Source organism: Verrucosispora sp. WMMA2044 (genome assembly GCF_027497155.1).
Lineage (GTDB): Bacteria > Actinomycetota > Actinomycetes > Mycobacteriales > Micromonosporaceae > Micromonospora > Micromonospora palythoicola.
The window spans coordinates 207,737-220,841 of the sequence record NZ_CP114913.1 but is presented as its reverse complement, the minus strand read 5'-3'; the positions used below and the strand labels follow the sequence as shown (position 1 = coordinate 220,841).

The 13,105-nt window shown below is 72.6% G+C and carries 13 protein-coding genes; 2 read left to right on the top strand and 11 right to left on the bottom strand.

Annotated elements, in window-relative coordinates:
* Window positions 1-4 precede the first annotated feature (4 nt).
* The 10 genes from O3597_RS01080 to O3597_RS01035 all read right to left on the bottom strand — a co-directional run bounded on the left by O3597_RS01080 (window position 5) and on the right by O3597_RS01035 (window position 9,048).
* Window positions 5-259 (bottom strand): hypothetical protein, encoded by a 255-nt coding sequence (locus O3597_RS01080; RefSeq protein ID WP_281603026.1) that lies wholly within the window; start codon window positions 257-259, stop codon window positions 5-7.
* 12 nt (window positions 260-271) lie between these two features.
* Window positions 272-1,318 (bottom strand): tRNA (adenosine(37)-N6)-threonylcarbamoyltransferase complex transferase subunit TsaD, encoded by a 1,047-nt coding sequence (gene tsaD, locus O3597_RS01075; RefSeq protein WP_164447842.1) that lies wholly within the window; start codon window positions 1,316-1,318, stop codon window positions 272-274.
* Window positions 1,319-1,326: 8 nt separating this feature from the next.
* The gene (gene rimI / locus O3597_RS01070; protein ID WP_281603025.1) at window positions 1,327-1,779 is read right to left on the bottom strand and encodes a ribosomal protein S18-alanine N-acetyltransferase; all 453 of its coding nucleotides are present in this window, start codon (window positions 1,777-1,779) and stop codon (window positions 1,327-1,329) included.
* 23 nt (window positions 1,780-1,802) lie between these two features.
* Window positions 1,803-2,480 (bottom strand): tRNA (adenosine(37)-N6)-threonylcarbamoyltransferase complex dimerization subunit type 1 TsaB, encoded by a 678-nt coding sequence (tsaB, locus tag O3597_RS01065; RefSeq protein WP_281603024.1) that lies wholly within the window; start codon window positions 2,478-2,480, stop codon window positions 1,803-1,805.
* Window positions 2,481-2,602: 122 nt separating this feature from the next.
* Window positions 2,603-3,748, bottom strand: a complete 1,146-nt coding sequence (locus O3597_RS01060; protein ID WP_281603023.1) for a glycoside hydrolase family 11 protein — start codon at window positions 3,746-3,748, stop codon at window positions 2,603-2,605.
* 322 nt (window positions 3,749-4,070) lie between these two features.
* The gene (ung, locus tag O3597_RS01055) at window positions 4,071-4,772 is read right to left on the bottom strand and encodes a uracil-DNA glycosylase (protein WP_164447843.1); all 702 of its coding nucleotides are present in this window, start codon (window positions 4,770-4,772) and stop codon (window positions 4,071-4,073) included.
* A gap of 60 nt (window positions 4,773-4,832) precedes the next feature.
* Window positions 4,833-5,339, bottom strand: a complete 507-nt coding sequence (tsaE, locus tag O3597_RS01050; protein WP_281604438.1) for a tRNA (adenosine(37)-N6)-threonylcarbamoyltransferase complex ATPase subunit type 1 TsaE — start codon at window positions 5,337-5,339, stop codon at window positions 4,833-4,835.
* Window positions 5,318-6,421: an alpha/beta hydrolase gene (locus O3597_RS01045; RefSeq protein WP_281603022.1), complete on the bottom strand. Its 1,104-nt coding sequence runs from the start codon at window positions 6,419-6,421 to the stop codon at window positions 5,318-5,320. The genes tsaE and O3597_RS01045 overlap by 22 nt, the downstream gene beginning before the upstream one ends.
* The gene (gene alr, locus O3597_RS01040; protein WP_164447941.1) at window positions 6,418-7,536 is read right to left on the bottom strand and encodes an alanine racemase; all 1,119 of its coding nucleotides are present in this window, start codon (window positions 7,534-7,536) and stop codon (window positions 6,418-6,420) included. The genes O3597_RS01045 and alr overlap by 4 nt, the downstream gene beginning before the upstream one ends.
* Before the next feature lie 42 nt (window positions 7,537-7,578).
* Window positions 7,579-9,048 (bottom strand): NAD(P)H-hydrate dehydratase, encoded by a 1,470-nt coding sequence (locus O3597_RS01035; protein WP_281603021.1) that lies wholly within the window; start codon window positions 9,046-9,048, stop codon window positions 7,579-7,581.
* Window positions 9,049-9,243: 195 nt separating this feature from the next.
* Between O3597_RS01035 and O3597_RS01030 the strand changes: the two genes are divergently transcribed.
* Both O3597_RS01030 and O3597_RS01025 read left to right on the top strand, forming a co-directional pair.
* Window positions 9,244-9,540: a type VII secretion target gene (locus O3597_RS01030; protein ID WP_164447845.1), complete on the top strand. Its 297-nt coding sequence runs from the start codon at window positions 9,244-9,246 to the stop codon at window positions 9,538-9,540.
* Complete coding sequence (locus O3597_RS01025) at window positions 9,537-11,138, top strand: alpha/beta hydrolase (protein ID WP_281603020.1); 1,602 nt, start codon at window positions 9,537-9,539, stop codon at window positions 11,136-11,138. Before O3597_RS01030 ends, O3597_RS01025 begins: the two co-directional genes overlap by 4 nt.
* Before the next feature lie 45 nt (window positions 11,139-11,183).
* On the opposite strand, the gene glmS is transcribed toward O3597_RS01025, so the two are convergent.
* Window positions 11,184-13,097, bottom strand: coding sequence for a glutamine--fructose-6-phosphate transaminase (isomerizing) (gene glmS / locus O3597_RS01020; protein WP_164447846.1), 1,914 nt, complete (start codon window positions 13,095-13,097; stop codon window positions 11,184-11,186).
* Window positions 13,098-13,105 lie beyond the last annotated feature (8 nt).

Genomic DNA, 13,105 nt, shown 5'->3' with positions numbered 1-13,105 from the left:
CGCCTCAGCGGTCAACCTGGGTGAAGTCCCAGGAATGCGGCTGCCGCGCGAGCAGCATGACCGGCGGGTCGGGCAGCGGCCGAGGGCTGCTGCGCCACTTGGAGATCACCACAACCCGGTGGTCGGTGGAGGAGAAGACCTCACTGGACACGTGCAGCGGGTCGTGTTCGAACTCGGGCAGCGCGCTGTCGCAGACCCAGGTGATCAGGTCGGCGAGGGCGTACGGCTCCGCCCGGGCCTCCCACATCCGTACGATCACGTCGCCGTCCCCTCAGACGCTGACCGTGGTCAGCGGCATGGCCGAATCCGCGGGCAGGTCGAGCCGGCTCGGTGCGACACCCGAGGCGACCAGGTGCGAGCCGAGGGCCGCCACCATCGCGCCGTTGTCCGTGCACAGGCCGGGCCGGGGCACGCGGACCCGGATGCCGTGCCGGGCGGCCCGCTGCTCGGCCATCGCCCGCAACCGTGAGTTGGCCGCCACTCCCCCGCCGATCACAAGCGTCTCGACACCCTGGCCACGGCAGGCGTCCAGCGCCTTGTTGACGAGTACGTCGCAGACCGCCTCCTGAAAGGACGCGGCGACGTCCGGGACCGGGACCGGCTCGCCGGCCCGCTGGCGCGCCTCCACCCACCGGGCCACCGCGGTCTTCAACCCGGAGAAGGAGAAGTCGTGGCGGTGCGTGACGAGATCCTTGGCGGCGGTCAGGCCACGCGGGAAGGCGATCGCCGCCGGGTCGCCGGCCCGGGCCTCCCGGTCGATGTACGGCCCACCGGGGAAGGGCAGGCCGAGCAGCCGGGCCACCTTGTCGAACGCCTCGCCGGCCGCGTCGTCGATGGTGGCGCCCAGCGGGGTGACGCCCCGGGCCAGGTCGTCGACCAACAGCAGCGACGAGTGGCCGCCGGAGACCAGCAGCGCGATCGCCGGCTCGGGCAGCGGGCCGTGCTCCAGCGTGTCCACGGCGACGTGCGCGGCGAGATGGTTGACCCCGTAGACCGGCTTTTCGGCGGCGACCGCGTACCCCTTGGCCGCAGCCACCCCGACCAGCAGCGCCCCGGCCAGACCGGGGCCGGCGGTGACCGCGATCGCGTCGATGTCGGCGAGCGTCACCCCCGCCTCGGTCAGCGCCCGCCGCATCGTCGGCACGATGGCCTCCAGGTGCGCCCGGCTGGCCACCTCCGGCACCACCCCACCGAATCGGGCGTGCTGGTCCACGCTCGACGCGAGCGCGTCGGCGAGCAGGGTGTGCCCGCGCACGACACCGACGCCGGTCTCGTCGCACGAGGTCTCGATGCCGAGGATCAGTGGTTCGTCAGCCATGGCAGGTCTCAGTCCTGGGTGCGCTGCATGACCAGCGCGTCGGTGTTGCTCGGTTGGTAGTAGCCGCGCCGCACGCCGATCGGCTCGAAACCGTACGTCGCGTAGAGCCGCTGGGCCGGTCCGTTGTCGGCGGCGACCTCCAGCAGCACGGCGCGTACCCCGAGCCGGGTGGTCTCGGCGAGCAACGCCTCCAGCAGCAGCCGGCCGATCCCCCGGCGCTGGGCGTCCCGCCGGACCGCGATGTTCTGCACCCATGCCTCGTCGGGCGGAGCGACCGCGAGCCCGGCGTAACCGAGCACCGCGCCCTCGCCGTCGGTCGCGACCCGGTAGAAATGCCCGTGGGCCAACTCGTTCCAGAACATCGGTGCCGACCACTGCTCGGCACCGAAGAGGTCCGCCTCGATCGGCAACACCTCGTCGATGTGCCACCAGCGGAACCGGCCGAGTCGCACCTCACTCACCACAAGACCGCTCTGCCCGCGGCTCACGGCAGGACCGGTTTGCGCGCGGTCGCCGCCACCGCGTCCGGGCGACGCAGGTAGAGCGGTGTCAACGGATCACCGGGCGCGCCGGTGCGGATCCGCTCGGCGGCCAGGGTGGCCAGCGCGGTCGCGTCCGGGTAGCGCGGCTCGGGTCGCAGCGGCAGCCCGAGGGCATCGGCGTACCGGTGTGCGCCGTCGCCGACCGCGACGGTGACGGCCAACGCGCGGGCCCGCTCGGCGGCTACCGCGGGCGCGCCGACCTCCGGCCCGACCAGGCGCTGGCCGGCACCGTCGTAAACCGCCCAGTAAATCTCCCGGCGCCGCGCGTCGCTCGCCGCCAGCACCGGCTCGCCGGCCGCCGCCGGGTGGCCGATCGCGTCGAGCGAGCAGACACCGTACGCGGGAATGTCGAGCACCTGGGACATGGTGGCGGCGGTGACCAGCCCCACCCGCAGCCCGGTGAACGGCCCCGGGCCGACCCCGGCGACGATCGCGTGCAGGTCGGCCGGCCTGGCGGCGACGTCGGCGAGCACCGCGTCGACCTGCGGGGCGAGCAGTTCGCCGTGCGCCCGAGCGTCGACGGTGCACCGGTGCGCCCGATTCGTGACGCCGCTCGCGGTGACCTCGACGAGCGCCGCGGTCACCGCCGGGGTCGAGCTGTCCACCACCAGTACGAGCACAATGACCCAGCCTAGCCGTATCGCCTTTGGCCCCTGAACGCCCGCCCGCCATAGCCGCCGGGTCGTGGTTCTCACGAAGGTTCGGGGCCAGGCGCGTCAGCGCCTGGCCCCGAATCGACCGATCAGTTGCGTCGGCTCCACTGCTGGTTTGCTCCACCCCAGCAGCTGTACAGCTGGATCATCGCCCCGTTACCGGTGCCACCGGCGTCGAGGCACAACCCGGACTGCACTCCGGTGATCGTGCCGTTGGAGTTGATGTTCCACTGCTGGTTCGCGCCGCTGTGGCAGTCATACAACTGGATCCGGGTGCCGTTGCTCGTGCTGGAGTTCGGCACGTCCAGGCACTTGCCGTTCACCGTCAGCTGCCGGCCCGAGGTGTGGGTGAACCGCTGGTTCGAGCCACCGTGGCAGTCGTACAACTGGATCTGGGTGCCGTTGCTCGTGCTGGAGTTCGGCACGTCCAGGCACCGGCCGGACTGCTGACCGACGATCATCTGGCCGGACCCGCCACTGGGCGGCGGGGTGGTCGGGTTGCCCGGGTCGGAGCTGCCGCCTTCCCGGACGGTGATGTCCGAGCTGCCCTGGCTCTGGTAACCCTCGGTCGCCATGATCTGGTAGTAGTGGTTGCCCAGGTTCAGACCAACACGCGCCCAGGCGTCGAAGTGGTTGGCAGTGGTGATGGTCCCGCTGCTGCGCTTCTGCTGCCGGACACTCCAGTACTGGTAGAACGTCTGGGTGCCATCGATCGAGGGCTGGTTGACCCGCTGGCTCCGCAGAATGTCGTAGGTGCCCCCGTCGGTGGTGACGCTACCCAGCCGGGTGGCACCGCTGCTCGGGTTGTAGCTGCCGAAGTTCTCGACGATGTAGTACTCGACCAGCGGGTTACGGGTCCACCCGTACAGCGCGAGGTAGCTGTTGTTGTTACCCGGGTTGTAGCTACCCGAGTAGGTGATCGTGCGCCGGGTGCCCGGGTTCCAACCCTTGCCACCGACCCAGTTGTTGGTGCTCCTGCTCCACGAACTGGAGTAGCGGCCGTTCTCACGCAACACCATGCAGGCGTCGCCGCTGTCCTTCCAGAACGAGAAGAAGAACCCGTTGTGGGTGCCCTCCGTGTTCGAGCAGACCTGCCGGTCGGCCTCGGCCTGGGCGGGGCTGGCCGAGATCGCGACGGTGCCGGTGGTGGCCAACACGGCGGCGAAGGCGGCGGCAGCCAGCATCCTGACGCGGCCGCGTCGGCGACTCTTACGGTGTGTGGGGACTTCGTTCATGGTGGTGTACTTCTCCTTGCGAGAGGCGGTGTGAGTGTGACGTGATCGGCGGCTCGCGTGTGGTTGAGGGACGGTCACCACGCGTCAATGCCGCGCCATGGTTGCACGGATTGCCGGATTGTCGGTTGTATGGGTGCTTCGCTGCCACTTTGCGTCGCCACTGACCCCCAGACTGAAGACGTAAGCCGGCGTCTATGTTTTCGATATCGTTATCCAACGATCGACGTCAGTCAAGGCGAGCCGTCCGACTGGCTCGACCGACCAACCAAGCGGATGCCGCCACCTGGTACGTGCGGGCGGCGTGGCGGCAGGAGCACACGGGTCAGCCGGCCGAGCGCTCCCAGTCGATGGTGGGCAGGCCGGCGTCGGCGAGCGCCTTGTTGGCGGCGCTGAACGGGCGGCTGCCGAGAAAACCGCGCGGGTTCATCGGGCTGGGGTGCCCGGCCTCCAGGACCACGTGCTGCGGGTTGCCGACCAGCGCCGCCTTCTTGCGGGCGTACCCGCCCCAGAGCAGGAACACCACCCGCGACTCCAGCGCGTCGAGGGCCCGGATGGTCGCGTCGGTGAACTCCTCCCAGCCCCGGTTGGCGTGTGACCCGGGGGCACCCTGCCGCACGGTCAGCACCGAGTTGAGCAGCAGCACACCCTGTGCCGCCCAGCCGTCGAGGTTGCCGCTGCCCGGCTTCGGCACGCCCAGATCCTCGCCCAGCTCCTTGAACACGTTGCGCAGCGACGGCGGCACCGACACCCCCTCGCGCACGCTGAAGCTGAGCCCGTGTGCCTGGCCGGCGCGGTGGTAGGGATCCTGCCCGAGGATCAGCACCCGGCAGGCCGACGGCGGGCAGAGCCGGAAGGCCGAGAACAGGTCCTCCACCGGTGGGAAGACCGGGCCGGCAACGTACTCCGCGGCGACGAACTCGCTCAACGCGGACATCCGCGCCGGGTCGAGATGAGGCGTCAGCACCGCCCGCCACTCGTCGGGGAGCAGCGCCAGCAGGTCGAGAGCGGGGGTGTCGTCGGGCATCGGCAACCTCTCACCGGTCGGAACGTCTGCGGGCACTGTAGGCACCGGGTACGACAGCGCTCAGCCCCGGGCGGCGAGGGCACCGAGACGCTGCGCCCAGTCGCCGCCGACCGGCTCCAGCTCCGCCGTGCGGGTGTCGTCGTCGTGCCGGTGCAGGCGGACCCGCAGGTGCGCGTCGGCCAGTTGCTCGACCAGGCCCTCGCCCCACTCGACCACGGTCACCGACTCGTCGACGGAGGCGTCCAGGTCGAGGTCGTCGATCTCGGCCCGGGGATCCGCCGCGTCGCCCAGCCGGTACGCGTCGGCGTGCACCAACGCCACACCCCGTCCGCTCGTCGGGTCCGGACGGTGCACCCGGGCGATCACGAAGGTCGGTGAGGTGATGTCACCGAGCACCCCCAGGCCGGCACCGATTCCCCGGGTCAGCGCCGTCTTGCCGGCACCCAACGGGCCGGTGAGCAGCACCAGGTCACCGGGGCGCAGCAACCCGGCCAGCCGTTGCCCGAAGGCGTACGTGTCCGCGACCGTCGGCAGCACGAACCCGGTCACGGGCCGTCCCGCCCGCAGCTGTCGAGGAAGCGGAGCAACGCGGCGTTCACCTCGTCGGCGTGCTCGAGCATCACCACATGACCGCTGTCGGGGATCCTGACGAACTCGGCGTGCGGCAGCCGCCGGACGATCTCCTCCGAGTGGGTCAGCGGTGTGATCATGTCCTTGTCTCCGACGATCACCAGCACCGGCGTGCCGGCCAGCGCGGCCAGCGCCGGGAACCGGGAGTGGGTCGCCAGGGTACGCAGGTAGCGGGTCACCGTGTCGGCGGAGGTGCGGGAGTTCATCTCCTCCACGTAGGACACCAGTGCCGGGCTGGGCGACCGGGTGCCGAAGCCGTACCTGCGGGTCAGCAACCAGGCCACGTTCGTGGTCGAGCGGCGGGCCCGGTCGATGACCGCCCCGCCGTACCGGGTGACGTTGCCCGCCATGTAGAGCACCGGCGCACCCACCCGGCCCAGCAGGGCGGGCGCGACCAGCTTCGTCTCCGCCAGCAGCCCGCCCGAGGTGGCCATCAGGACGGTACCCACCACCCGGTCGCCGAACATCTCCGGATACAGCTCGGCCAGGGCCATGATGGTCATGCCACCCATCGAGTGACCGACGAGCACCAGGGGCCCTTCCGGAGCCGCCTCGTCGATCACCCGGCGCAGCGTACGGCCGAGGGCGGTCAGGTCGTACTCGCCGCTCTCCAGTCGCCCCGACCGGCCGTGCCCCGGCTGGTCGTACGCGACGATCCGGTGCTCACCCCGCTCGGCGAGCAGCTTGCGTTGGAAGTGGAAGGTGCCCACGTCCAGGCAGAAGCCGTGCACCAGCAGCACCGTCGGGTTGCCGTCGACCGGCCGGGTCGGCTCGACCACCTCGACGTGGATGTCGGTGCCGTCGGGCATCTCCAGCCGGTACGCCTCGTCGTACCGCTGGTCGCCGAAGACCTCGTCGGCGTGCGCGTCGGTGGGGTCCGCCTTCAGCCGACGGACCAGGGCGCGTTCCGTGGCGACCCCGGCGGCCAGCCCGGCCGCGGCCACCCCCAGCGCCGCACCGACCAGTCCGGCGGCCTTTCCGGCGGTGGTCCGGGGGCGTGGGATGCGCAGACCGGTCATGTCCGATCGCCGTCGTAGACGCGTGGGACCCGGGTGCTGCCGAACCGGGTGACGATCTCGTAGTTGATGGTGCCGACCGCCTCGGCCCAGTCGTCGGCCGTGGGCGCTCCCTCGGATCCGTCGCCGAACAGGATCGCCACGTCGCCGGCGGCCACCGGATCGTCGCCGCAGTCGAGCACGAACTGGTCCATGCAGACCCGGCCGGAGATGGTCCGCCGGGCCCCGCCGAGCTGTACCGGGCCACGGTTCGAGGCGTGTCGGGGCACCCCGTCGGCGTAGCCGAGCGGCACCACGGCGAGGTTCGCCTCGCGTTCGGTGGTGTAGGTGTGGCCGTAGGAGACGCCCGCACCGGCCGGCACCCGCTTGGTCAGCATCACCCGGGCACGGGCGGTCATCGCCGGACGCAAGCCGTACGTCTCGCCCGCCACCGGGGAGAGGCCGTAGACGGACAGCCCCGGACGGACCAGGTCGAAGTGGGTGTCCGGCCGGGTCAGCGTGGCCGCCGAGTTGGCCAGGTGCCGGTAGCGCGGGCGCAATCCGGCCCGCTCGACCATGGCCAGGCCCTCGTGGAACACCGCCAACTGCCGGTCGGTGGTCGGGTGACCGGGCAGGTCGGCGTAGACGAAGTGGCTCCACACCCCGACCACCTCGACCAGCCCGTCGGCCTGTGCCTTGGCGGCGGCGTCGAGCAGGGCCGGCCAGTCGGCGACCGTCGCACCACCCCGAGCCAGTCCAGTGTCGATCTTCAGGTGCAGTCGGGCCGGGCGGCCGGCCTGGCGGGCCGCCTCCACCATCTCGTCGAGCTGGGGCAGGCTCGCCACTCCCAGGTCGACACCGGCGGTCACGCCGGTGTGCAGGGGTAGCCCAGGGGCGAGCAGCCAGGCCAGCACCGGGGCGTCGATACCGGCGGCGCGCAGCGCCAGCGCCTCGTCCAGGGTGCAGACGCCGAGCCAGTCCGCTCCCGCGTCAAGCGCGGCCCGGGCCGCCGGGACCATGCCGTGGCCGTAGCCGTCACCCTTCACCACCGCCATCAGTTCCGCGCTGGTGCCGGCGCGGAGCCGGTCCACGTTCTCCCGGATCGCATCAAGGTCGACACGTACCTCGGCCTGCCACATGCCCCCCACCCTACTTTCCATGCTGATCACCGCGGCGGGTACTCAGGGCAGCCGCGCCACCACCGGACGCAGCGCGACGGCGACGTCCGGCGCGGTCACCGGGCCGCCCCGGGCCGCCTCCCGGCCGGCCAGCCCGTGCAGGTACGCCGCTGCCGCCGCGGCCCGCTCGGCCGGCAACCCCGACGCGAGCAACGAGCCGAGCAGTCCGGCCAGCACGTCGCCGGTGCCACCGGTGGCCAGCGCGGGGGTGCCGGTCGGATTGACGTACGCCCGCCCGTCCGGCGTGCCGACCACCGTGCGATCGCCCTTGAGCAGCACCACCGCGTTCATCCAGGCGGCCAGTCGAAGCGTGGCGGCGACCCGGTCGGCGCCCGGCTCCTCCCCGCAGAGCCGGGTGAACTCCCGGTCGTGCGGCGTGACCACGATCGGCGCGTCCCGTCGCCGGAGCTGGTCCGCCAGGGAGCCGTCGACAAGCAGGGTCAGCGCGTCGGCGTCCAGCACCACCGGCACCGAGGCGGCGAGCACGGTCCGCAGCTCGGTCGCGGCCCGCTCGTCGGTGCCGAGCCCCGACCCGCACACCCAGGCCTGCACCCGGCCGGCGTCGGCGACCCGGCCGGTGGCGATCACCGAGGGATGCTCGCGGACCACCTCCTCCCGGGCGCCCCCGGCGTAGCGGACCAGGCCGGTCGGACCGGCGAGCGCCCCGCCGACGGAGAGCACCGCCGCACCCGGGTACGTCGCGGAGCCGGTGGCCACCCCGACCACACCCCGGGTGTACTTCTCCGAGGCGGATCCGAGCCTCGGGTACCAGTCGGCCACGTCCGACCACTCCACGACGTGCCACGCGGGGCTGCCACGCAGCCACGGCGTCAGGCCGATGTCGACAAGGTCCACCTCGCCCGCCAACGCGGCGGCGGGACCGACCGCCAGGGCCGGCTTCAAGGCTCCGAAGGCCACCGTCACGTCGGCGCGCACCGCGTTCGGACGGCCGGACGGCGTCAACGGCACCGCCCCGGTGTCCACCGCGACACCGCTCGGCACGTCCACCGCCACCACCGTCGCCCGCTCGCCGTCCCGCCCCCGGTGTCGCAGCAGACTGGCCGCCAACTGCTCGGCGGTCTCCCGCAGGCCGCCGCGACCGCCGATGCCGACGATCCCGTCGAGCACCACGTCCACCACGGCCGGCGGTCGCGACACGACCCGTCCCCCGGCGGCACGCAACGCGGCCAGCCCTTCGGCGTGCACCCGATCCGGAGTGAGCAGCAACGCCGACACGGCGGCACCGCGCCCGGCCAGCCGGGCACCGGCGTACAGCGCGTCGCCGCCGTTGTCACCGGAGCCGACGAGCAGCAGCACCGGCGCGGCGTACACCCCGCCCCGCCCGGCGAGCAGCAACGCGCAGCGGCGGGCCAGCCCGGCGGCGGCGCGTTGCATGAGCGTGCCGGGCGGCACGGTGGCCATCAGGGCGGCCTCCGCCGCCCGTACGTCCGCCACCCGCCAGACCGGTCTCATGCCGCACCCCGTTTCCCGATCACCCGGTCAACCCTACCGGCGCGGGGGCCGCAAGATAGCCGTCGGCCGCGCCCGCGGCAACGCCTGTGGACGAACCAGGGGTACGCCGGACGCCGGCTGTCCACAGGGCACGACCGTCGACACCGTCACCGCCTAGCGTCGTCGGCGTCGTGTCGACGCCAGGTGGGAGGAACGATGGCCGAGGAGACGTTGGCCGTCCGGCCGGAACTGCTGCACCGGGTGGGTCGGTCGCTGGGTGACACCAGCTACCGGCTGGCGCACGGGATGTCCGGTGGGCGAGGGCTGAGCGCACCGGCCCGGGAATGGTCGACGGCGCGGGCGCTCGCCGACCTGGAGGCGGCCGTGCACACCTGGTCCGGTCGGCTCGCTGCCCGGGTCGCCGAGACCGGCGACGCGGTACGCGCCGCCGCCGGGGCGTACGAGTCGGTGGACGCCAGGGCCGCCGCCCGGCTCTCCGTCCTGCCCCGATGAGCGCACCCGGGCCGGTTGTCGGTTACGCCCAGCTCTCCACGGTCGACCCGGCCGCGTGGCGGGCCACCGGATCGACCTGGGCCAGCCTGGCCGGCGTGGCCGAGCGGCGGGCCGGTGAACTCACCGACAGCGGCACCGCCCTGCGTACCGGCTGGTCCGGCAGTGCCGCCGGGTCGGCCGGTGCCCGGCTGACCGGGCTGCGCGAGGAACTGGCCGCACTGGTTCCGGCCGCGATCGAGACCGATCAGGTGCTGGCCGAGTTCGCCGCGCGGTTGGTGGCTGCCCGGGCCCGGCTGACGGCGGCTGTCACGTTGGCCGCCACCACCGGTGTGCTCATCGACCGCAGGGGTGGCGTACGCGCCGATCCCGCCCGGGTGCCGTCCGCCGGCACCGCCCCGGCGGTGGCTCAGGTGGCCTCGGCCCTGCGGGAGGCCCTCGACCTGGCCGCCACGGCCGACGGGGAGGCCACGAAGCGCCTCGCCCGGCTGACCGAGGCCGCTGGTGCCGGCTGGACGGCCCGGCCACCGTCGTACCGTCCACCGCCGAACGCCGAGCCCGGCGCGGTGCGGCGCTGGTGGGCCGGGCTCACCCCGGCCGAGCGTCGCTGGTTGGTGGTGCACGAGCCGGAGCTGACCGGGCGGCTCGACGGGGTGCCGGCCGAGGCCCGTGACCAGGCCAACCGGCTGCTGCTCACGGCCCGGCGCGCGACCCTCGTGCAACGGTGGGAGCAGTTGCTGGCCCGGGTGCCCCGAGGCCCGTTGGAGGCGGCCGGGCTGCGTGGTGTCGAGGCCGCGCTGTCCGGGCTGGACGGACTCGTCGCCCGGCTGGAGTCGACCCAGCAGCCACGGGCGTACCTGCTGGGTCTGGACGTCGGCGGCGAGGGACGGGCGGTGGTGGCGCTGGGCAACCCGGACCGAGCCACCGACGTGCTCACCTACGTACCCGGGATGACCGCCGGGCTCGACGACGCCACCGGCGAGCTGGGCCGGGCGGCGCGGGTGCTGGCCCGTGGCGCCGAACTGGCCCCGGAGACACAGACCTCGGCAGTGCTCTGGTTGGGTTACGACGCCCCGGATTTCCTGCACGAGGCGGCCTGGGACGGGCAGGCCCGCGCGGCCGGGGAGGCACTGCACCGGTTCCAGGACGGTCTGCGGGCCACCCACGACGGCCCGCCGGCCCGGCAGACCGTGCTCGGGCACAGCTACGGTTCGTTGGTGGTGGGCACCGCCGCTCGCGACCATGGCCTCGCCGCGGACGCGCTGGTCTTCGTCGGCTCACCCGGGGTCGGCGTGGGGCACGCCGCCGAGCTGGGCATGCCGACCGGGCAGGTGTGGGCCAGCACCGCACCGGACGACGTGATCCGGCTGACCCGCCCGCCGGACGAGCTCGCCCTGCGGGCGGCGCTCAGCGCCTCACCGGTCGGCATGATCGCCGGCTGGCTGACCGGGCCGGGCGACGAGCGGTGGTTCGGGCGCGACCCGGCCGAGCCGGGCTTCGGCGGTCGGACGTTCCCCAGCGGCCGGTACGGCCACACCGGCTACTGGCATCCGGACAATCCGGCGCTGGACGGCATGGCCCGGGTCATGCTGGGACGCTGAGACCGGCACCGACGGCCGGGGTCGACCGCCGGTGCCGGTCGCCGGCTACTCCACGGTGACGGACTTGGCGAGGTTGCGCGGCTGGTCGACGTCGTGTCCCCGGGCGGCGGCGATCTCGGCCGCGAACACCTGCAACGGCACGGTGGTCACCAGCGGCGCGAGCAGCGTCGGGGTACGCGGCACGTGGATCAGGTGATCGGCGTAGCGGACCACCGACTCGTCGCCCTCCTCGGCGATGACGATGGTGCGGGCGCCCCGCGCGCGTACCTCCTGGATGTTGGAGACGACCTTGTCGTGCAGCATGCCCCGACCCACCGGAGAGGGAACGATGCAGATCACCGGGGTGCCCTCGTCGATGAGCGAGATCGGGCCGTGCTTCAGCTCACCGGCGGCGAAGCCCTCGGCGTGCATGTACGCCAGTTCCTTGAGCTTCAGCGCGCCCTCCAGCGCCACCGGGTAGCCGACGTGCCGGCCGATGAACAGCACCGTCGACTCGGCACGCAGCTCGCGGGCCAGCTCGCGGACCGGCTCGATCCGCCCGAGCAGCTCGCGCAGCTTGTCCGGCACCTGGTGGAGCTGGTCGACCACGGCCGCCACCTCGTCGGCGTACTTGACCCCGCGCACCTGGGCCAGGTGCAGCCCGATCAGGTAGCAGGCGATGACCTGGGTGAGGAACGCCTTGGTGGAGGCGACGGCGATCTCCGGCCCGCCGTGGGTGTAGAGCACCGCGTCGGACTCCCGGGGGATGGTGGAGCCGTTGGTGTTGCAGATGGCCAGCACCCGGGCCTTCTGGTCCTTGGCGTGCCGCAGCGCCATCAGGGTGTCCATGGTCTCGCCGGACTGCGAGATCACCACGATCAGGGTGGACCGGTCCAGCACCGGGTCGCGGTAGCGGAACTCGCTGGCCAGCTCCACCTCGCAGGGAATCCGGGTCCAGTGCTCGATGGCGTACTTGGCCACCATCCCGGCGTGGTAGGAGGTGCCGCAGGCGACGATGAAGATCTTGTCGACGTCACGCAGGTCCTGGTCGCTGAGCCGGACCTCGTCGAGCATGATCTCGCCGGTCTCGGTCAACCGTCCGAGCAGCGTGTCGGCGACCGCCTGCGGCTGCTCCTCGATCTCCTTGAGCATGAACCAGTCGTAGCCGCCCTTCTCGGCGGCCGAGGAGTCCCAGTCGATGTGGAAGTCCTTGCCGCTGGCCGGCTGCCCCTCGAAGTCGGTGATCTCGATGCTCTCGGCCGTGATGAGCACGATCTGGTCCTGGCCCAGCTCGACCGCGTCCCTGGTGTGCTCGATGAACGCGGCGACGTCACTGGCGAGGTAGTTCTCCCCGTCGCCCCGACCGACGACAAGTGGTGAGTTGCGGCGGGCACCGACCACCGCGCCGGGGATCGCCGAATCGACGGCGAGCAGCGTGAAGGCGCCCTCCAGTCGCTGGCAGACCACCCGCATGGCGGCGGTCAACAGCTGCGGCCCGTCCGGCTGACCCGCCGCTCGCAGATCGGTCAGGGCGGCGGAGAGCAGGTGCGCGGCGCACTCGGTGTCGGTGTCGCTGGTGAAGGTGACACCCTCGTCCTCCAGCTCGGCACGGAGCTTGGCGAAGTTCTCGATGATGCCGTTGTGAATCACCGCGACCCGCCCGTCGGGTGACAGGTGCGGATGGGCGTTGCGGTCGGTGGGGCCGCCGTGGGTGGCCCACCGGGTGTGTCCGATGCCGGTGGTGCCGTCGCCGATGCCGATCGGGCTCGCTCCGCAACCGGCCGGGTCCTCGGCCGCCCGCTCGGAGAGCACCTTCTCCAGGTTCGCCAGCTTGCCGGCCTTCTTCTCGGTCAACAGCGCCCCGTCGCAGACGACGGCGACGCCGGCCGAGTCGTAGCCGCGGTATTCCAGCCGCCGCAAGCCGTCGAGCACGATGCCGAGCGCCGGTCGGGCACCGGCGTAACCCACGATTCCACACATGGGTCGCA

Bases quoted from the DNA above. Each gene is read 5' to 3' on its own strand.
- O3597_RS01025 (WP_281603020.1), top strand. From the start codon at position 9,537: ATGAGCGCACCCGGGCCGGTTGTCGGTTACGCCCAGCTCTCCACGGTC.
- O3597_RS01045 (WP_281603022.1), bottom strand. From the start codon at position 6,421: ATGACCGGTCTGCGCATCCCACGCCCCCGGACCACCGCCGGAAAGGCC.
- ung (WP_164447843.1), bottom strand. From the start codon at position 4,772: ATGCCCGACGACACCCCCGCTCTCGACCTGCTGGCGCTGCTCCCCGAC.
- O3597_RS01030 (WP_164447845.1), top strand. From the start codon at position 9,244: ATGGCCGAGGAGACGTTGGCCGTCCGGCCGGAACTGCTGCACCGGGTG.
- glmS (WP_164447846.1), bottom strand. From the start codon at position 13,097: ATGTGTGGAATCGTGGGTTACGCCGGTGCCCGACCGGCGCTCGGCATC.
- tsaD (WP_164447842.1), bottom strand. From the start codon at position 1,318: ATGGCTGACGAACCACTGATCCTCGGCATCGAGACCTCGTGCGACGAG.
- alr (WP_164447941.1), bottom strand. From the start codon at position 7,536: ATGTGGCAGGCCGAGGTACGTGTCGACCTTGATGCGATCCGGGAGAAC.
- O3597_RS01060 (WP_281603023.1), bottom strand. From the start codon at position 3,748: ATGAACGAAGTCCCCACACACCGTAAGAGTCGCCGACGCGGCCGCGTC.
- O3597_RS01035 (WP_281603021.1), bottom strand. From the start codon at position 9,048: ATGAGACCGGTCTGGCGGGTGGCGGACGTACGGGCGGCGGAGGCCGCC.